Source organism: Halomonas qaidamensis (assembly GCF_025917315.1).
In the GTDB taxonomy this organism is placed as follows: Bacteria; Pseudomonadota; Gammaproteobacteria; order Pseudomonadales; family Halomonadaceae; genus Vreelandella; species Vreelandella qaidamensis.
Genome location: NZ_CP080627.1, coordinates 2,344,867 through 2,363,133, shown reverse-complemented (window position 1 = coordinate 2,363,133; position 18,267 = coordinate 2,344,867). Strand labels below are relative to the sequence as shown.

Below are 18,267 nucleotides of genomic sequence, written 5' to 3'. Positions count from 1 at the left end.
TTTCGGTCTGCGCCATGGCTTTTGCCCTCGCTGTCCCCGTTACAGCGCAGGCTCAGGATCAGGCGCAGCAGTTCTGCGTGGCCGACCCGGCGGCAGTAACGGCCCGTGCGTCCATTACGCCACCCGACAAGCCGCTGCCTGAGGCGCTGGTCCACGCCCTCGACGCTGCCGCTCGCGGGGCATTGGACGGAGCCGCTGCGCCGGGAGTGATTGCCGGCGTTGTCACACCCGAGGGTAGGTGGAGCGGTGCTTGGGGCGTCGCGGACCCCGAAACCGATGCTGCGATGGAAGTCGGCATGCACACGCGGATCGGATCGATCACCAAGACCTTCACCGGCACCGCCCTGATGCAGTTGGCCGAGGCTGACAAGCTATCGCTCGACGATAAGATCGACCAGTATGTGTCCGGCGTTCCCAACGGCGACATCATCACTCTGCGCCATCTGGCTAGCATGACCAGCGGCCTGCTGAGCTATACACAGGCGGATCCTTTCCTTGATCTGTTCTTCGCAGACCCTAGCTTGCACTATTCTCCGCAGGATCTGCTTGATTTTGCCTTCCCCGGCTCGCCGATCTTTGCGCCGGGGGAGAAGTTCAATTACTCGAACACCAATACTGTGCTGCTGGGCCTCGTGATCGAACAGGTGACCGGGCAAGATATCGACAATGTCTTTACTTCGATGATCCTGGACCCGCTGGGCCTGACAGAGACCACCGGTCCTGACGGTGCTGCCCTCATGCCAGAACCTTATCCGCAGGGATTTACCCTGCAAGGCGATGCTGCCACGACGGATGCGCCCTCGAACGCGACGCATTGGGATCCTTCCTGGGGATGGACAGCGGGCGGAATGATCTCGACCCTCGACGACCTGCTGGTTTATGGACGCTCCCTCGGCACAGGCAAAGGCCTTTTGAGCGCTGAGGCGCAGCAGGAGCGTCTGCGGTCCTTCCCCGAGCCGGCGGGCTACGGCATCGCCATGGGGTGCGTCGACGGTTGGGTCGGCCACACGGGTGAGCTGCCCGGTTACAACACGACGGTGTTCTACGACACAACGACGGACACAACGGTAGTCGTACAGGCCAACAGCGATATCCCTTCGGGCGATTGCGGGGATGAGGACGTGCTGCCGGACAACCCCGTTGACCTTGCGTGCAGCTCGCCCGCTAGTCGCGTGTTTGAAGCGTTATCCGTTGCCCTCGGGCATCCGTTTTCGATGACACCGACGGCTTCTGCAGAGTGAAGGCGTTGACATTGCAGTTACGCCACAGCTGTTCTTCAGCCCTCCGCTTGGGTGCCCTTGCACTACTTTGCGCCTGTTTTGCGAGGCCGGCCTTGTCGCAGGGCTTGCCGGACGTCGACCGCATCCTCTCCGAGCAGACCGTGATCCTGCAACGCTATGAACCGCCGCCTCAGGTGGGCAGTGTCGCCATTGGCGTGCAGGACGAGCGCGACAAGATTGACCTAGAACGCGCCAAAAGCATCCGTTTTCGCCTAACCTCGGTGCGCGTTGATGGGGCGCGGACCCTACCGTTGTCGACGTTGACGCCGATCTGGCAGGGCCGGATCGGTGCCGAGATCACGCTGGCTGATCTTTACCGCATGGCAGACGCCGTTGATGCGGCCTATCTTGCCGCGGGCTATTTTTCCAAGACAGTGGTGCCGGTGCAGGATTTTTCTGACGGACAGATCCGGCTGCAGGTATTCGAAGGCTATGTCGACCGCATCGAGATCAACAGTCATATTCCTGGCATCGAGACCCGGCTGGCCCCCTACCTGCAACGTATTCTCGACATGCACCCGATCCGGGTAAAGGTGGCCGAACGCGAGCTGTTGTTGATGAGTGACCTTGCCGGACTGTCGATTGAAGGCACTTTTGTGCGCCCAGAAGGCGCGACGGGCGGCGGGGTGCTGCGACTGGAGATCGGACAAGATCGCAGCGCAGGAATGATCGGGCTCGACAATCTGGGATCCGACACCGTTGGCCCATTACAAATGGCCGGTGTGGTGACCTTTAACGATGTCCTGAGCCGGTTCGAGACCACCAATTTGACCGGTGTCATCACACCGCAACACCCTGACCGGATGACCTTGCTTCAAATGATGCAAAGCTATCCGCTCGGATCGAACGGCCTTAACGCGGGCTACAGTTTTGTTTACCTGCGCCAACACCCTGACGGGGGAGCCGGCGCGCCGGACATCGATGTGACATCCGCTATGGGCACGGCGTTTTTGTCCTATCCGTTTCTGCGGACGCTGGAGCGGTCGCTCTGGGGGCAGGCTGAACTGACGGTGCGCAACGATGATGTGGACGTTCTTGGCTCGGCCGCCGCACGTAGCCGGTTCCGCTGGGCGACGAATTCACTGCAATATAGCCAGAGCTTTGAGACATCCGAGATCAACCTCGAAGGGGCGGTGAATATCGGCACGGCCTCAGATATTGATATGGGCACGGTGCCGGGCGACTTCCGCTTTGTTACCACCGAACTGGGCTACACACAGGCTTTCAGCGAGACGACGACAATGACGCTGCAGGCTCGCGGCCAATATTCTGGCAGGCCCCTGCCGGGTGCTGTCCAGTTCGGCGTCGGCGGCGAGACTTATGGGTTGGCCTTCGACAGCGGTACCATCTCTGGCGACAACGGTGCGGCGGCCTCGGCTCAGGTGAACCAAGAGGTCGATGCCGGACTGGCATTCCTGCCCACTCTCTCAACCTCGGCCTTCGTGGATTATGGCGCGGTCTGGTCCGAAGATGTACCTGGACACATGTATCTTGGCTCCTATGGAGTGGGCCTTGGTGGGACGTTCGGGGAACGGCTGAATTTCCAGGTTATCGGTGCGCTTCCTTGGACCCGTTCAAATAGAGTGGACGACAAGGGGGGCAAGCTAATTTTCCAGCTGGCAATGCCATTCTAATCCGGCAGGAGGCATCGCCTCGCCCATCGCGCCATCCATCCCGAAGGAGACCCTGAGATGACCACACCGAAAGCCGCACGCCCCCTTCTGAGGTCGGCCTTGAGCGTTCTAAGCGCTGCCGCCGCGTTGTTTGCGCTCAATGCCCCGCTCCATGCGGAGACGCTGCCGACCATTGCCTTGCCGGACCCGGCGGTTTCTCCTGCGCGGGCGAACCTGCTGCCGGTGCCGCAGGCGCGGATCGATAAGGCAGTCGCTTCGCTGGATGAGCGGGTGCAGGAAATGTTGGAGCGGACCGGAGTGCCGGGCCTCGCCGTTGCCGTGGTGCATGGTGAGGAGATACTGCTGATACGCGGCTGGGGGCTGCGGGCGGAGGGCGCTGAGGCACAGGTTGATGCGGATACAGTCTTTCTGCTCGCTTCGTTGTCTAAATCTGTCGGAGCCACCGTGGTGGCCACGCAGGTCACCGATGGGATTGTCAGTTGGGACGATCCGGTTCGCAACCACTTGCCGTGGTTCGACTTGGGCGATCCGTGGGTCAGCAATCATGTCACCATCGGGGATCTCTATGCGCACCGCTCGGGCCTGCCGGACCACGCTGGTGATGATCTCGAGGATGTGGGCTATGACCGCCGCGCGGTGCTGGAACGGCTGGCGCAGCTGCCCATGGGGCGGTTCAGGGCCGATTACGCCTATACGAACTTCGGCCTGACTGCTGCGGCAGAAGCGGTAGCCGCCGCGACCGGCAAGGACTGGTCCACGCTCTCGGAAGAGGCGCTTTATGGTCCGCTCGGTATGGAAGTGACCAGTTCGCGCCACTCGGATTACATGGCGCGCGACAATCGCGCCGCGAGTCATGTGCCGGATGCCAACGGCTTCCGAGTGGCAGACCTGCGCCAGCCTGATGCGCAAAGTCCGGCCGGCGGGGTGAGTTCCAGCGCGCGAGACATGGCGAAATGGATGAAACTGGTGCTCTCCAGCGGGCGTTTTGAAGGGGAGCAACTGATTGCGCCCGAAGCTCTTGTGCCCGCGCTTTCGCCGCATGTCATCAGCGGACACCCAAGTGACGCGGCCGATAGGGCTGGCACCTATGGCTACGGCTTTGGTGTTGGCGTACGTCCCACCGGGCGCATTGTGCTGAGCCATTCTGGTGCCTTCGCGTTTGGCGCGGCGACTGCCTATTCGATGCTGCCGGACCTAGGGCTTGGGATCATCGTGCTGACCAATGCCAGTCCCACAGGTCTCCCCGAAGCGCTGGCTGCCAGCTTTCTTGATCGCGCAGAGTTTGGTGTGGAACAGCGCGACTGGCTGGCGGCATACGGGCCGCGCATCGAACCGCTCTCTGCTCCAGTAGGGGATCTAGTGGGCGTGACACCCCCGGTTGAGCCCTCCGAGGCCCGGCCTGTCGAAGCTTATGCTGGGGACTATGACAATGCCTATTTCGGGGCGGCTAAGGTGCGTGAGACCGCTGATGGTTTGGTGCTCGAGATTGGCCCTGCACCACAACGCCTTCGGTTGACCCATTGGGACGGCGATCGCTTTGTCGCCTTCCCGGTGACAGAGAACCAACCTGAGGGCTCGATTTCACAGGTTGAGTTCACCATGGGCGCGGATAGGCAAGCAGAAATGATGACCGTTGAACACCTGAACGAGGCGGGCCTTGGAGGATTCCACCGGCCATGACGCAGCCCAGCTGAGTGCTGGATCAACTGCGTGGACCGTGTTGCTATCAGACCGTTGGGTAGTTATCAGGGCTCAGCACCATCTCTAAAGGGCACATAAGCATCTGTTACAAACTTTGAGCTACCATGAGAGACTGTGCATTATCATTTGATACAAGATACGCTGGAGGTGTTTTGATCAGTAAGTGACTTTTATAGAAAAAATTTTTCAATGAGTTATAAAAATAATGAATAATATTCCGTTTTTTGGCTTACAAAAATACATATGGTGGTTACCCTCAGCTTCACTGGTGTTCTTTGCTACAATTTTACTGGCAGCTGAAGTGAAGCCCGTTCCTGGCACTTTTGCTCCTTCACAAGATGAGGCTCCCATATTGATGATGGATACTCAGGAAGGACGCCGTTTTATTAGCCGTGACGACATCGAATCCTTGCCCCTTTATGCTACAAGTTTTCAGCATTTCAAAGGGTTGCATGGGAGTTTTGCAGGCGTATGGCTGAATGATTTGCTCTCTGCTCAAAATATTGATGAAACGGCAACGCTTCGTTTCATCGCTCATGACGATTACAGCGTTTTTATAAATTTAGAAGATCGTCTCAAGCGAGATTATCTTCTCGTTACCCGCCTCGACGGAGCGCCTCTAACGCTGACTGACTTTGGTCCCATATTGCTAATTGTCCCGGCTGAGGCAGAATCTGTTCAAGCTGGAACAGCCGACATGACCCATTGGATCTGGTCAATTCGAGATATCATCGTCCAATGAAGTTGGGGATTGTCAAGTCAATAGGCTGGAAGCTGGGATTAGCTTTCATTCTGGTAACGGGTACTTTTGCTATTGCAATGTCGTTATATGGTTTACATGTTCGTCAGCAAATGGGTTCTAATTATACCTCGCTGGTAGCAGTAATTGTACGCTCGCAGACGCATGCCGTTATGTTTCGAAACGCTTTGGAGGATTTACGCGATAGTCCTAGAAATCCTGACGTATTTAGTCGACTGGAGAATCTTTTATGGCGAATACCACAACATATTGATGGAATCAGTTTTAGCCTACAGACAAATCAGCTTTCAGAATCAGATTATCATGCCTCTTTGGCTAGGTTACAGGATATTAGGGAGCGTCTGTATGAGATGCGCCAGCAGCTCGATGGAATTATCTTAGGCGATTCAACCGAAAAGTTTCTGCGTGATGGCCAAGTGATCGAAAACGACTTGGCTCAGATTTACAGCGCCTTTGAAGGAATGGTGCATTCAGAAGCAGCTAAGCAGCGCATTGTCATGAAACGACTTGGGCGCACCATATCGGTGCTGGCTTTCATGACCTTGATACTGATAGTAGGACTTCTAATTTCATTAATTAGACTTAAACGCGAACACCAAAAAGTTAAGCGTCTCAGTCAGTTTGATGAACTCACAAAATTAGGCAATCGTCGCTACTTGCTGAGCTTTGCAGAACGTTTTTGTAAACATAGCCAGCGCTCTGGTAGTCCTCTGGGCTTAATTCTTATAGATATTGACCATTTCAAATATGTCAATGACACATTTGGCCATCCTGCCGGTGATCAAATACTTCAGGTTCTTGCGGGAGTGCTAAAAGATGAAGCTCGCAAAATAGATGTGTTAGCTCGAATTGGAGGTGAAGAGTTCTGTATATTAATACCAGATACAGATATTGATGGCGCCATGCAGCTAGCAGAACGACTGCGCAAAAAGACGAGCAATCTAACACAAAAACAATTGGGCGTTGACACCTCAGTTACAATAAGTCTAGGAGTAGCGATAGCATGCAAAAACGAAGCTACTTTTAAGTATCTTTATGCACGTGCAGACAAAGCCTTATATCAAGCGAAAATGCATGGTCGCAACCGGATAGAATTCGGTTAGGGAAATGTGTAGAGATGGAGGGCGTCAAAGGAGTTGCACTCAGATTCTTAGTCCAGGGCCTCAAAATTTAGCTCACCCACTCGGGCCGTTGTTCGGCAAACAGCTCTTTAGAGGGAGAATGATTTATTGGGCTATCTATGCTTCCAGCAGGTATAAACACTAATCCCAAATCTTCTAAACTAGTCGGCAAGCCAGATCCACAAACACTACAGAAAGTTTTTCTATGCAAACTATTGGGATGATGATAAGTGCTTATTTTATCAAATCCACTGACCCATCTTATCTTCTCTTCTTTAAAGAAAATATTTGCTGCACGTGATGATCCTGTACCTTTCTGGCAACGCTTGCAGTTACAGAGAACAAACGAATCGTATTCCCCTTCAACTTCATAAACAACGCGTCCACATAGGCAAGACCCAGTTACTTTATCCAAAATGCCCCCTAAAGATAAAGAGTATTAATATACATTATTAGCCTTAAGTATCAGCCTATAGGTATGTATCAGGTATGGATCGATACTATACACTTAAAAAATTATTCCTCTTACAAAATAGCATTTTCAAGTAGATTATCAACAGTAATAAGCCAAGAGCCATCACCCTGCCTTATTCCCTGCTTTTTTATCATTCTTACTGAAATTCACATCATGAAATAAACGCCACTTCACTGCGACGGCAGCCAGACAGAGTCAATAGCTTTAGCGCATTGGCTGCCGGTAGACTCAGCACAGCGGTAGTGGCTTTGTCTGCATTATCGGTGCGCGTGCCATCTATTGCTTGCCATCCTGGCGTAATGCTGAAAGTTGAAAGTGAGTGGCGTTGACGCCACAAGCAGCTTTAGGTTGATGGCTTGCATAAGCTTTTGCCAGTACGTCGGCTTTCACTCAGCTCTTAAAATAGCGGCCTATAAGGCTAATTTACTTGAGGATTAGCGTTGACTTATGCAGGCTGGGTCTGTAATTATAAAAAATAATTAATATTCCAATAAAAATTCGATTATGGGAGTAGGTGTGTCTGCATGCCGAAATACAGCCGTCATTTTCGGCCTACTAGCCAGCTTTTCCTGCTTTCAGAGCTATAACCAACCTGTTTATGCTGATAGCTGGGATGATTTCGCTGCACAGCTGTTATGCGGTGATGGAGAAAGCTGCTCCTCCTCGCAAAACATAGCCCCTAGCAATCCTCTCATTATTGAAGGCACCGTTCTGCCTGACGATGCTGCTCGCGGTGTTGATGAAGAGCAGGCCTTTTTTATTCAACAAGGCGCTTATTTGAATCAAGCGGGTACGCTGATATCGCTTGAAGACAGCGCCGTGGTTGTGACTTTGCCAGAACGCGGCCAATTAAAAACGGCAAGCGGTACGGCGGTACTAACCGCACCTCGAACGGCCCCCGTTATTATCACTGTCCCAAGCGAAAAAAGAGAATAATGCGTCATTACTTAAAAAACGGGAGGGCTTGGCTTTGGCTGCTCTTCGTGCTCAATATTGCCTATTTAATTTATGAATTAGCGTTTAACAGCCGTTTGGTAGATGCATCGGTTGCTCGCTTAACGAGCGGTGATGTTCGTGCGCTAGAGCTAGAAGGACGGATACTGTCGGGTATCGGGCTTAGTTTGTTACTACTACGTCTGATTACTTTAAAAAATAAGCAAACCAGCGTATTTATCAAACAGGTAGCGTTGGCGATTGCTATTGGCTTCCCTGTCATGTTTTTTGGTCAGCGCATCTTAGTAGATGTATTAATTGATCGCACTTCTGCCGAGCAACGCATGGATGCTCAGCATCTTCTTCTGATGAAACGGGGGCTTGCTACTAACTCGCTGCAGTTGGAAGGCATTGCGTTCGATGAAGAAGACCTTGATTCACCGCATACGCGCAGTTTTCTTTCTGTATTAGGACTTATGACGTTTGTCTCGCCCGCCTTTGTTGATGACCTCAAGGCGGAGGCAGAGCGCATTATTCATCAAGTCGCGACGAATGAAGCGAGTAAAGAGCTACCAGAAAGCTACCAAGCCTATGAAACGTTACAGGCGTCTATTGGTAATGCCTGGGACGGGTATAAAACGATTTCAGATAATTATTGGTCAGCTCAGCAAGAGATCTCTACTTATGCAGAGCAAGCTTGGCTAGACATGCAAGAAGACCTGTTAAGCCAATGGCAAGATAATCAAGTAGAAGGGAGTGAAGAGGCCTTTACGCGGCAGGTGCTGACCTTGCAGCGAAGTTTGACAACTTACTTTAACGCTCGGCAACGCTGTGAAGATGGCCGTTTTAGAAATGAGTGTATTGTCCGAGTTGAAGAGATCTACCGTGAAGAAGTGGTCGATAACTTAGGGCACTATGTTGCTCCCACCGACTGGTGTTATGCGCAGGAAGTCGTGACCCAGAATGTACGTCGTGGCAATCGCTTTGTTACTGAGCAGCGAACCGTTCAGCGCTGTGAAAACCTTGCTTACGACCATTTGAATGAAAAACTAGCCACCGTGTTAGGTGTGCCTGCTTCTTATGAACATTTTGTGGCGAGTGACACCGCTGCTGCCCAGGTAAGGCAGGCAATGCTAGCGCAGAATGTTGAGCTACCTAGTGCGTGGCGTGCCAATGACCGTGAGGGATTTTTTGAGGCGGTCATTGCAAAGCAGTCTCACGAGGCAGGAGAGCAGGCAGCTCAGGCGATGCAGAAACATTTAGGTGCATCGTTGCCGCTTGATCTGACTGCCGATGCCTTTATTGCCTCTCAGCCAATTCAGGATCAACTGCACGAGGCGTTACAGCCGCGCGATGAGCAGATGATCATCACATTAGACCTGACGCCAGAGCAGTTCAGAGACCAACTGCTATTACCGCATTATTTAGCGTATGCCGAAGCGGAGCGTCAGCGGTTATATGATGACGCCCAACTGCTCGCCAATGGTCAGCCTCGCGAAGAAGAGGGTAAGCAATACGTTCGTGCGCTTATTGTGCCCCCCATTGCCATGGGTTTTTCTCTGTTTTTTGCGTTGGTGAATGCGATTGGCTTAGCTGCAAGCGTTCCTGTGCTGATGGGTTCCAAGCGTCGCTGGTTACCTCATGCTATTAAAGTTGGTGGGCTGGCGGTGGTGATCACTGTGCCCATGCTGAGTAGTGCGGCGGTGACGCAAACCCCCACGTATCGTTACTTTAATGAAGAATTTCAGCGCTCAATGACCACAGGGGGCGCGCTATTTGCCACGTGGGTGATTCACACTCAGCCGGTGATCTATTCAATAGGGCGCTTCGCTACCTACATTGCCCCCCCGCTGGTCAGTGGAGATTCTAATGCCATAGAGCGTCCTAGGGGTGTTGACCAGGAGACGCTTGTTGTTGCTGAGCAAGCCTCGGGAGAAACACTGGCTGAGCCAACCGATTCACCTTCTTCTCCTCTAGAGATTCAAGAAAACGTCAATCAAGGGGCTTTGCCAGATGAGGATAGGCCGTTAAGCGTGGTGCATTTAGATGTTTCGACGCCGCTAGAAAACCAGCTGACTACGTTACTCAACAACACGCCCCACCACGCGGTACTGATTGATGTACAGCAGTTGAGTGACGGTAACTGGGCGATCCATCGATCTCCGGTGATCACTGGCGAAGGTACTTGCCTCACTAACTTCTCAAGAGCAATGGATATTAGCCGAGTAAATAGCCTGCAGTGGCGCGCAGCCCGTCATGGCGACTGTGGTAGCGATGCGATTGCCAAACGCCCCGTTAGTATTCCTCTTGCGGCCGACTTCGCTCGTGTTATCCAGCGAAATGAAGATGGCCTCGCATTATGGGTACATTTTCAACCCACACTGTTGGGTGAAGTTAATTGTCATGCCGTGCGTCGTGAAGCCGACCACATTGCCGATGTGTTAGGGGCTAGCCGTTTTACCGCGGCTGCCAGTACACCACAGGTGCTTAGCTGTTTTGCGCGGCATGAGCGTCAGTACGGCCTTGCTTATTTCGGGCCTGAGCACGGTGAACCTCAAGCAGAAGGGGATAGCCAGCTTCGTCGTATGAACCTGGCAGAGGTTCAGCGCCTGCGTGAGCGGGCCAGGGGAGTCGGCTATCGTCCTCAAGCATTAAGCCTTTCGGGTGCAGCGTTGGAAGGCATTCAAGGGGTGCTTGCGAACGGTGACTGGCTTGTGGTTCATCACAGCCACACCAATACCGACGTATCCACCTTTTCACAAACGCACGATTTACGCTATGGCGTTTTTGGGGCGAGGCAACTGCCAGCCAACTCGGCAGGCCAAACGCTAGATGTGATAGTGACAAGGAACCACGAATGAGCATAAAAAAAGCGCTGACATGGGCGGGAGTCGTCGCAGTAGGGGTAACAACACTTTCTGCTGCGCAGGCTAACGACTTGGTGGTCGAGCCCTTCGCACAATCAGCATTAACAGAAGAGCAAAAGCAAGCCTGGCACTATTACATTGCCCAGGAAAGTGCTCAGTATGGCTGCCAATATGGCGATGATAGCCGCTTACAGGAAGATCCTCGGGGAACTTTACAGGCATTAGCCAATGGCGATGATATGGCTCCGCTCCAGGTGACCTTACGCACATTCTTGTCTGCTGGGGAGAACGTTCAAACGCTGTTAGCACGCAATATGGTGATTGCGAGCATGGAGTGTAACCCTGTCTATTACTTTGATGGGGAGCTAATTGGCCATCCGGTACTGCCGTTTGAAGAGTATCTCGATATTTTGCTTTCTAAGTTAAGGCAAACACCCGAGCTAGGCGCACATATGGAATTTTTGCGGGGTACCAAAGCGGCAGCGATTGATGCGCGTTGGTTCTGGGCATTTTATCTATTGGATGGCGACCACTATCGGTTATTAGGCCAGAACGTTGACACTATTCGACAAGTTGCACGCCTGTTTGTCGGCAGTTTAGGCAACGTGATGGATGAAAACGCGTTTTGGCAGATATACGACAACGTGTTTAGCCAAGGTATCTACGTTGAAAATACCAACGCCTGCCAAGGCGAACAGGCTGAGCCTAATGCCAGCGTTGTGGTTGATAAAAACATTGCTTGGGAAATGGTGGAAGCCTTTTACAGAGAAGAAGGTATTTCAAGCCGGGGTAGTTGGCAGACAGTCGTTCAGCAAGAGGGTGATGGCTACCAATTGGCTGAATCAACCGCCATCGAAGATCCCATTAATCCCTACTTTAATGTAACGCGCCGCGTCACTGTCCGGCCACAGGAGTGCCAGTAAATGTATCTTAAGACCCTATTTGCCGCCGGGGCAATATCGCTGTTTTCACTGCCTACCAGTGCATTCGCCCAGGCTGCCTGCCAAGACGATGAGCGGCTCTATTCTTTTGCTGACTATATCGAAGAGCGGCAGGCAGGCACGTCTGAGCCTTTGCAGTTAACAGTAGCAACGTTTTTAAACCTGACGCCCAGGGCGAGGGAAGTCATTGGTGACAATCTACGCTTACTCGATAGTGAGTGTCGCCCCATGCAAGTCAGCCAAGGTGAGCCGCCATTTCGCATCGAAATGCCTTTCTCGACGCTGTATATGGGCTTTTACGATGCTGTGTTAAGAGGGGATGAAAGAACACAGCAAATCCTGCTCAATAGCTTTCGTGCTGAGCCTGTCGATCCTATGGAGTTCATTAGCTACTTTACGGTGATTGATAGCGGCAACGAAGAGCTAATGGAGCGCTTAGCAAGAAGCGCAGGCATTAATATACATACGGCTTCTTGTAACGATGAAACTAAATACCTGCACTTTGCCGATCTGTATGTGCGCTTTGGTGGAAACGTTTACGGCGAGCATGGCAAAGCCTGGTTTGTTTCGGGTAAAGATCCAGAAGTTACGTCGGTTGACGAAAATTTGACTCAACAATACTCAAGTTTAGTGGGAAGTAATTGTGAGGTTTCGAAGAACACTGTTTTAGCGTTGGCTGAAGCTGCTGGTGCTATTACTTACGATATAGGAAACAAATTTAATAGTACTTGGCGCAGCTATGAGAACTACTACACGGAAAGGCACAAACTTTGGATTGAGCAAGGCGCACCCGATGCAGTGCCTGCCAGCCTGTTTGATTGATTATAACTTAAAAAAGGGAACCGAATGAAACGTACCTATAAGCCACTGCTTGTAACAGTCCTAGGGTGCGCGCTTTTTTACGGCGGCACTGCGGCAGGCTCAACAGTTGATTGGACACCCCTGCTTGAGTCGTGGGAAGACGGCTGCGCACAGTCTGAAGAGTGGGGCCAACTACGCCGAAATCTGGTGACTTACCCAGAGGGTTCGCTCTACCCGGAGGTTAACGAAATCGTCTTGCCGGATGCTTATAAAGAGAGTCTTGGGGAAATAGAGCTCTTCGAGCGAAATTCAGATTATAGTGGCTACCGTTTAGCAGCCAAAAACGGTGAGTACTACGGTCTGCCAGTTGAAAGCTTTGTTTTTTATCTTGGTAACTCAAATGGCATTAGTGTGCTTTTGATTGAGTTTTCAGCGCCCATTGCTGACGTTCAGGAAAGGCTTTCAAGCATTGAGTATACCTTGGTGAGTCATGACAGTGGTTCCTATCAGGCGCAGTTGATGACTGACGAAGAAGCGGATAAAGCCATGCTGATGTGCGATTTAAGCGTTTGAACTCGCGAAGGGGCAGTTACAACGACACTGAACTGACCAAAAGCGAGACATGCCCCGTACTTTTAGTGGGGGGGTAGGATAGCGCAGACGCCCTATAATCCTGGATATATAGATAGCCAGAGGTGCTTTGTGAAACGCCTTCAAGCCTTCAAATAAGAACTGATGCCCAACGGGGAGCAGGTGCGTAAGGCGCAGCAGGCCATGAGCCGCAAGACCACGTTCAGCAACAATTGGAAGAAGGCCAAGGCTCGCGTTCAGAAGGTTCAGGCACGCATAGCCAACGTCCGACGCAACGTCCGCGCCAAATCCGGCCTCTACCGAGCCATCCTCGACCAAGGCTGGTACGAGTTCCGTCGCCAGCTCGACTACAAGCTGGCTTGGCGCGGGACGCATCTGGTCGTTGTTCCACCGCTCAACACGAGCCGCACTTGCCCCGAGTGCGGCTTCGAAGCTAATGCCGATCAGGTCGCGGCCATCAATTTGTTAAGGGCATGGCGCACATCTATAGGGTGAAAGTCCCGAGCAGTGACGTTGGGAGTAGCTGTTAGCCAACACGGCAAGGGTGTCCACCGCAAGTGGAATCTGAAGGATGATCTTGAGCAGAACTCCTGCCAGGGCCATTTAAGTGGCTAGCCCCGTGCGCATTAACTTCGTAAATTCTGCGCCCGCTACACTGCCACTGAACAAATACCCTTGCCCTTCATTACAATGTTGATGGCGTAGAAACTCAAGCTGAGCGGGTGTTTCTACGCCTTCTGCAATTACTTTATAGCCGAAGCTTTCAGCCATAGCGATGACGGCGCTGGCAACCTTGCTGTTGCCATTACGCTCCCTAATGGTGTGGACGAAGGAGCCATCAATTTTGAGCACGTCAATAGGGTACATCAAAAGCTCACTTAGGCTGGATGAGCCCGTGCCAAAGTTATCTACGGCCAGTTGTACTCCCAGTACTTTGAGTTGGTTTAGAATGTCAGTGCTGGTAGTGGTATCTTGAATCAATACTCGCTCGGTGATATCCAGCTGCAGCCAGCCAGGTGCGAGATCAGTTTCATAGAGAATGGTGCGAACTCCGCTTACGAAGTCAGCATGGTAAAACTCGCGAGCTGAGATATTGACTGCCATCGAACTCATGGCTAGCCCTTCATCCTGCCAGTGGCGTGCTTGCAAGCAAGCTTCCCGTAATATCCAGCGACCAATGGGCAGTATCAGGTTGCTCTCTTCAGCGACCGTGATGAAACGCTCAGGTAGTGTTAACCCCCATTCTGGGTGCTGCCAACGTAGTAAGGCCTCAGCCCCGGTGATTGTTCCGGTCTGAAGGTTGATGAGGGGCTGGTAATATACTTCAAACTCTTGTCTTTCCAATGCCTGTTTCAGGCTGTTTTCTATGGATTCCCGTTCAAGTGCCCGGATGTTCATATCTTGCCTAAAAAACTGGAAGTTATTCCGTCCGGCGTGTTTGGCACGGTACATCGCGGTGTCCGCGTTCTTAATCAGCGCTTGTGCAGAGAGGGCGTCGTCGGGATAAACGCTAATGCCAATACTGCTCGTTACCTGCAGATTGTGTTGGCCAATTTGGTATGAGTCAGCCACTGATACGAGCAGTTTATGTGCCGTTAAGGCGGCATCTTGCGTATTGCGGCATTCAGTCAATAGCAGGACAAATTCATCTCCACCACTACGACTGACGGTGTCTGAGTGCCTGACACATGCAGATAGCCGTTGCGCCACTGTTTGTAAAAGGCTGTCGCCAACAGTATGCCCAAGCGAGTCGTTGATATTTTTGAATTTGTCCAAATCAAGGAACAGTACTGCCAGTGAACTACCTCGCCGCTCAGCCAGGCTAATAGCATGTTCTATACGATCATTAAGCAGTACGCGGTTAGGAAGTTGAGTAAGCGCATCATGATGAGCCAAATAGGACATATTAATGGCTAGGGCAAGGGCCGCAGTGACATCATGAAAAACGATGACGGCGCCGCTGATCTTGCCGTCGGGTTCTCTAATAGGTGCAGCGGAATCTTCAATTGCTACCGTACTACCGTTACGACGTACTAGCATAGTGCCAGGTACCATGCTGACCGGTACGCTGTGTTTCAAGACTAGACTGACCGGATTCTGACAAGCAGCAGAGCTGTTGTCATGTATCAATGGCATGATCTGATCTATAGGCCTTCCCTGGGCCTGCTCCAGTTTCCACCCTGTCATTTGTTCTGCAGCAAGGTTCATGTAGTCGACATTACCCTGGAGGTCTGAGCAGATGATCGCATCACTGATTGAGTTGAGTGTTAACTCGGCCCGTGAAACGCTGCTTTTTAATAAGTTATCTTTTACCTGCCAGTTGAGTCGTTCAACGACCATTGAATTATCCTGTGGCTTCTTTAACGTCATGTCATACTCCCTGTAAACAATCAGTATTCGATAAGCCATACTATCGAGCCTGGAAATACCTAGTTCGCTACCTAAGGCCTTCCGTTGATGATTTCGCAACATGTAATAGCTTTTAGGCTTTAGGTGGCTGCGGACACTTTGGGTTACTTTAAATAAAGCCGATGGCAGCTTGACTGTGGCTAAAAAGCCACAAAATCCAGGCTAGACGCCTAATTCCTTATCGTCTGTGCGGTGGCGAACATTGCGTGGCTGCTCGTGAATGAAAGGCAGGAGTCACTTCTAGTGGCGGGTGTCAGAAGCTAGGTAATCTTATTATGACAGGCGCGCCCTCGGTGGTTGGTACCGTCGCCATAGGTGAGGCGATGGACGGAGGGGAGGGCGCAGCAGGAAAGCGAGTCACCCGTGTGATTAAGCGTTAACCAATAAGGAAGATAATGTGCTTATAGCAACGCTAGGCCCTGCAGGCAGCAATCATGAGCTGGTCGCAAATCGCTATCTCAACAGGCATGCACCGCAAGGCAGCATATTGCTTTATACCGCGTTTGAAGACGCCTTTAAGGCACTGCTCGAACACAAAGTAGATCGCGTTTTACAGTGTACTGCTCACCCTGAGCACGGGCACTATGTAGGCCGCTATATGCATCGTGTATTTCCTGTGGATGCGTTCATTGCAGGCAGCAAACCATTGGCTATCCTTGCACGGGCCGATGTGAAAACTCCCAAAACGTTAGCGCTACAGCCTGCTACGCGCTTTTACACAGATCTTTCGGGTTATGCAGAAATCATCGAAGAGCCGTCGATTGTAAACGTGTCGGAGGGGCTATTGAACGGTGAGTATGACGCGGGGATATGCGCACAGGAGGTGCAGGCCCAATACCCCCAACAGTTGCGTACCGTTAAAGAGCTAGGACCTGCATTGGATACCTGGGTGATGTTTGGTCGAACTCCGCTGTCGAACACCAATAGCAGGGTCTATTAAGTTAGGTTGCAATGGTCAAGTAGCGCTACACCCAAAAGATGACCAGTAAACCGGCTATCACCAGCAAAGTACGCAGCCAAAAGGCTCGCCGGGCAATCACGCCATACGATATGGCCGATAGCCCAACCGCTACTTTCAACGTATAAAGACCAGCACTGAGCGGCGCGGTAGCTAGCCCAATAATGTCAGGGTTAGCCACCATAGCCAGCGGTATGACATAAAGCCCAATACCCAGCGCCATAGCCTTCAGTGCGACTTTTAGCCAATTTTCTTCCACCATGCCTGCGGCAATAAATACACCGCCACATACCGGTGGTGTGATGGTGGAAAGCAGCGCAAACCAAAAAACAAACAGATGTGCCAGCAAAGGCTCCAGACCCAAGGCGATTAGCGCAGGCCCCGCCACAGAAACACAAATCACGTAAGCAGCGGTAGTAGGTACTTCCATACCCAACACAAGGCAAGCCAGTGCTGTTAAGAGTAAAGCTGGCCATAGCATCTCGCCTGATAATGAAAGAATCCCCGACGTGATTTTAACGCCAAGCCCTGTGAGCGAAAGCACGCCAATCACCAATGAAGCACAAATAATAATGGCCCCAATCATGGCTATTTGCTTGCCAGCGGTAACCACGGCCTCGCCTAAACGACCCCAAAACTGGCGAAATGAGAACGTTAGAGTCACATCAAATAACAGCAGTAACACGCCTGCCAGTACCGCAATGCTTGCTGCATATTGCGGGGTATATCCGCCCACGAAAATGCGCTCAAGCAAAATAGCAAAAGGCACCGCAAAGAAAAGCGAAGTGACGACCACTTCTTTTCTAGTAGGCTGTTCACTTGCCGCGATAGGGCGAAGATCGTGACGTGTGGCATAGGCGTTAATGCCCATCCATACGGTAAAAAAGTACAGCAAGGCAGGTAGTGTCGCCGCCGCCATAATCTGCGTATAAGGTGTGCCCGTCAGCTCCACCATTACAAAAGCACCCGCCCCCATCAGCGGCGGCATAATTTGCCCGCCCGACGAAGCCACTGCTTCTACTGCCCCAGCCAACGATTTGGGATACCCCAGTCGACGCATAGTAGGAATGGTAATCGCCCCTGTAGAGGCCACATTTGCCGATGCAGACCCCGAAATAGACCCCATCAGTGCCGAAGAGATCACCGATACCTTCGCGGCACCCCCAGTAAGCCTGCCCGCAAATGCGCTGGCCATATTCATAAAGCCGCGCCCAGCCTCGCCCGCATTAAGTACCGCGCCGAAAATAACAAAGACCGCCACCACGCCAACGCTGACCCCAGTCAGCTTGCCCCACAATCCACCTTCGGCGATGGTAAGCGTCCCCACAAAGCTTTGCATTGGAAGGCCAGGGTGGCCGAACTGCCCAGGAATATGGTCACCAAACACTGCATAAGCCAAGGCGAGCAGCGCCACGCAGGGAAGCGGCCAGCCAATCGCCCGGCGCGCCATTTCCAGCGCCAGAAAGATCAAGAAAACGCCAATGATCATCTGGGTGTCGCCATAGATGAAGCCATACTGGTTCGCCAGCGATGTGCTATTGAACGCGATATACCCACACGCAGCCACGCCTAGGAGAGTCAGTACCCAGCCGCTAATGCGCTGCAGAGGCGTACTTGCTGCGAAGATAAGGATCCACGGCAGAATGAGCGCCATATGAATAGGGCGGCTCACCAATGCCGGTGTGAGGCCATAAAAAATCAAACCGATATGAAAAATAACCGTCATAGCACCCAGCGCCACCCACGCAGGATGGAGCGGAGAGTTAGTCGTCAGCATAACCAGTGCCTTAATGACA

15 protein-coding genes are annotated in these 18,267 nt (G+C 52.2%); 12 read left to right on the top strand and 3 right to left on the bottom strand.

Annotation, left to right across the window (positions count from 1 at the left end):
- Window positions 1–14: 14 nt before the first annotated feature.
- The 5 genes from K1Y77_RS10925 (at window position 15) to K1Y77_RS10905 (ending at window position 6,478) form a co-directional block, all read left to right on the top strand.
- Window positions 15–1,241: a serine hydrolase domain-containing protein gene (locus K1Y77_RS10925; RefSeq protein WP_264428425.1), complete on the top strand. Its 1,227-nt coding sequence runs from the start codon at window positions 15–17 to the stop codon at window positions 1,239–1,241.
- Between the two features lie 92 nt (window positions 1,242–1,333).
- Window positions 1,334–2,914 carry a ShlB/FhaC/HecB family hemolysin secretion/activation protein gene (locus K1Y77_RS10920; protein ID WP_198023715.1) on the top strand — a complete coding sequence of 527 codons (1,581 nt, stop codon included), beginning with the start codon at window positions 1,334–1,336 and terminating at the stop codon, window positions 2,912–2,914.
- A 57-nt stretch (window positions 2,915–2,971) separates the two neighbouring features.
- Complete coding sequence (locus K1Y77_RS10915; RefSeq protein ID WP_264428422.1) at window positions 2,972–4,594, top strand: serine hydrolase; 1,623 nt, start codon at window positions 2,972–2,974, stop codon at window positions 4,592–4,594.
- A gap of 226 nt (window positions 4,595–4,820) precedes the next feature.
- A complete protein-coding gene (locus K1Y77_RS10910; protein WP_264428420.1) occupies window positions 4,821–5,357 on the top strand; it encodes a molybdopterin-dependent oxidoreductase in 537 nt (178 codons plus the stop codon).
- Window positions 5,354–6,478 (top strand): GGDEF domain-containing protein, encoded by a 1,125-nt coding sequence (locus K1Y77_RS10905; protein WP_051690152.1) that lies wholly within the window; start codon window positions 5,354–5,356, stop codon window positions 6,476–6,478. Before K1Y77_RS10910 ends, K1Y77_RS10905 begins: the two co-directional genes overlap by 4 nt.
- Window positions 6,479–6,545: 67 nt before the next feature.
- Here K1Y77_RS10905 and K1Y77_RS10900 read toward each other — a convergent pair whose 3' ends face one another.
- Window positions 6,546–6,911 carry a GFA family protein gene (locus K1Y77_RS10900; RefSeq protein ID WP_264428418.1) on the bottom strand — a complete coding sequence of 122 codons (366 nt, stop codon included), beginning with the start codon at window positions 6,909–6,911 and terminating at the stop codon, window positions 6,546–6,548.
- A gap of 576 nt (window positions 6,912–7,487) precedes the next feature.
- Here K1Y77_RS10900 and K1Y77_RS10895 point away from each other — a divergent pair.
- The 6 genes from K1Y77_RS10895 (at window position 7,488) to K1Y77_RS10870 (ending at window position 13,599) form a co-directional block, all read left to right on the top strand.
- Window positions 7,488–7,907: a hypothetical protein gene (locus K1Y77_RS10895; protein ID WP_030072048.1), complete on the top strand. Its 420-nt coding sequence runs from the start codon at window positions 7,488–7,490 to the stop codon at window positions 7,905–7,907.
- Complete coding sequence (locus tag K1Y77_RS10890; RefSeq protein ID WP_264428416.1) at window positions 7,907–10,765, top strand: hypothetical protein; 2,859 nt, start codon at window positions 7,907–7,909, stop codon at window positions 10,763–10,765. The genes K1Y77_RS10895 and K1Y77_RS10890 overlap by 1 nt, the downstream gene beginning before the upstream one ends.
- A complete protein-coding gene (locus K1Y77_RS10885) occupies window positions 10,762–11,694 on the top strand; it encodes a hypothetical protein (RefSeq protein WP_264428414.1) in 933 nt (310 codons plus the stop codon). The genes K1Y77_RS10890 and K1Y77_RS10885 overlap by 4 nt, the downstream gene beginning before the upstream one ends.
- Window positions 11,695–12,534: a hypothetical protein gene (locus K1Y77_RS10880; protein ID WP_264428413.1), complete on the top strand. Its 840-nt coding sequence runs from the start codon at window positions 11,695–11,697 to the stop codon at window positions 12,532–12,534.
- 24 nt (window positions 12,535–12,558) lie between these two features.
- Complete coding sequence (locus K1Y77_RS10875) at window positions 12,559–13,086, top strand: hypothetical protein (protein WP_264428411.1); 528 nt, start codon at window positions 12,559–12,561, stop codon at window positions 13,084–13,086.
- Between the two features lie 201 nt (window positions 13,087–13,287).
- A complete protein-coding gene (locus tag K1Y77_RS10870) occupies window positions 13,288–13,599 on the top strand; it encodes a transposase (protein ID WP_264428409.1) in 312 nt (103 codons plus the stop codon).
- 108 nt (window positions 13,600–13,707) lie between these two features.
- On the opposite strand, the gene K1Y77_RS10865 is transcribed toward K1Y77_RS10870, so the two are convergent.
- Entirely contained in the window at window positions 13,708–15,474 is a 1,767-nt protein-coding gene (locus K1Y77_RS10865; protein ID WP_264428408.1) for a sensor domain-containing protein, read from the bottom strand.
- A gap of 436 nt (window positions 15,475–15,910) precedes the next feature.
- On the opposite strand from K1Y77_RS10865, the gene K1Y77_RS10860 reads away from it, so the two are divergent.
- Window positions 15,911–16,453, top strand: coding sequence for a type 2 periplasmic-binding domain-containing protein (locus K1Y77_RS10860; RefSeq protein ID WP_264428406.1), 543 nt, complete (start codon window positions 15,911–15,913; stop codon window positions 16,451–16,453).
- A gap of 25 nt (window positions 16,454–16,478) precedes the next feature.
- On the opposite strand, the gene K1Y77_RS10855 is transcribed toward K1Y77_RS10860, so the two are convergent.
- Window positions 16,479–18,248, bottom strand: coding sequence for a TRAP transporter permease (locus tag K1Y77_RS10855; RefSeq protein ID WP_264428404.1), 1,770 nt, complete (start codon window positions 18,246–18,248; stop codon window positions 16,479–16,481).
- Window positions 18,249–18,267 lie beyond the last annotated feature (19 nt).

What these genes read in the sequence shown, in the direction of transcription:
- K1Y77_RS10910 (WP_264428420.1), top strand. Translation starts at nt 4,821, where the DNA reads ATGAATAATATTCCGTTTTTTGGCTTACAAAAATACATATGGTGGTTA.
- K1Y77_RS10865 (WP_264428408.1), bottom strand. Translation starts at nt 15,474, where the DNA reads ATGACGTTAAAGAAGCCACAGGATAATTCAATGGTCGTTGAACGACTC.
- K1Y77_RS10905 (WP_051690152.1), top strand. Translation starts at nt 5,354, where the DNA reads ATGAAGTTGGGGATTGTCAAGTCAATAGGCTGGAAGCTGGGATTAGCT.
- K1Y77_RS10880 (WP_264428413.1), top strand. Translation starts at nt 11,695, where the DNA reads ATGTATCTTAAGACCCTATTTGCCGCCGGGGCAATATCGCTGTTTTCA.
- K1Y77_RS10915 (WP_264428422.1), top strand. Translation starts at nt 2,972, where the DNA reads ATGACCACACCGAAAGCCGCACGCCCCCTTCTGAGGTCGGCCTTGAGC.
- K1Y77_RS10870 (WP_264428409.1), top strand. Translation starts at nt 13,288, where the DNA reads ATGAGCCGCAAGACCACGTTCAGCAACAATTGGAAGAAGGCCAAGGCT.
- K1Y77_RS10855 (WP_264428404.1), bottom strand. Translation starts at nt 18,248, where the DNA reads ATGCTGACGACTAACTCTCCGCTCCATCCTGCGTGGGTGGCGCTGGGT.
- K1Y77_RS10890 (WP_264428416.1), top strand. Translation starts at nt 7,907, where the DNA reads ATGCGTCATTACTTAAAAAACGGGAGGGCTTGGCTTTGGCTGCTCTTC.
- K1Y77_RS10885 (WP_264428414.1), top strand. Translation starts at nt 10,762, where the DNA reads ATGAGCATAAAAAAAGCGCTGACATGGGCGGGAGTCGTCGCAGTAGGG.
- K1Y77_RS10925 (WP_264428425.1), top strand. Translation starts at nt 15, where the DNA reads ATGGCTTTTGCCCTCGCTGTCCCCGTTACAGCGCAGGCTCAGGATCAG.
- K1Y77_RS10875 (WP_264428411.1), top strand. Translation starts at nt 12,559, where the DNA reads ATGAAACGTACCTATAAGCCACTGCTTGTAACAGTCCTAGGGTGCGCG.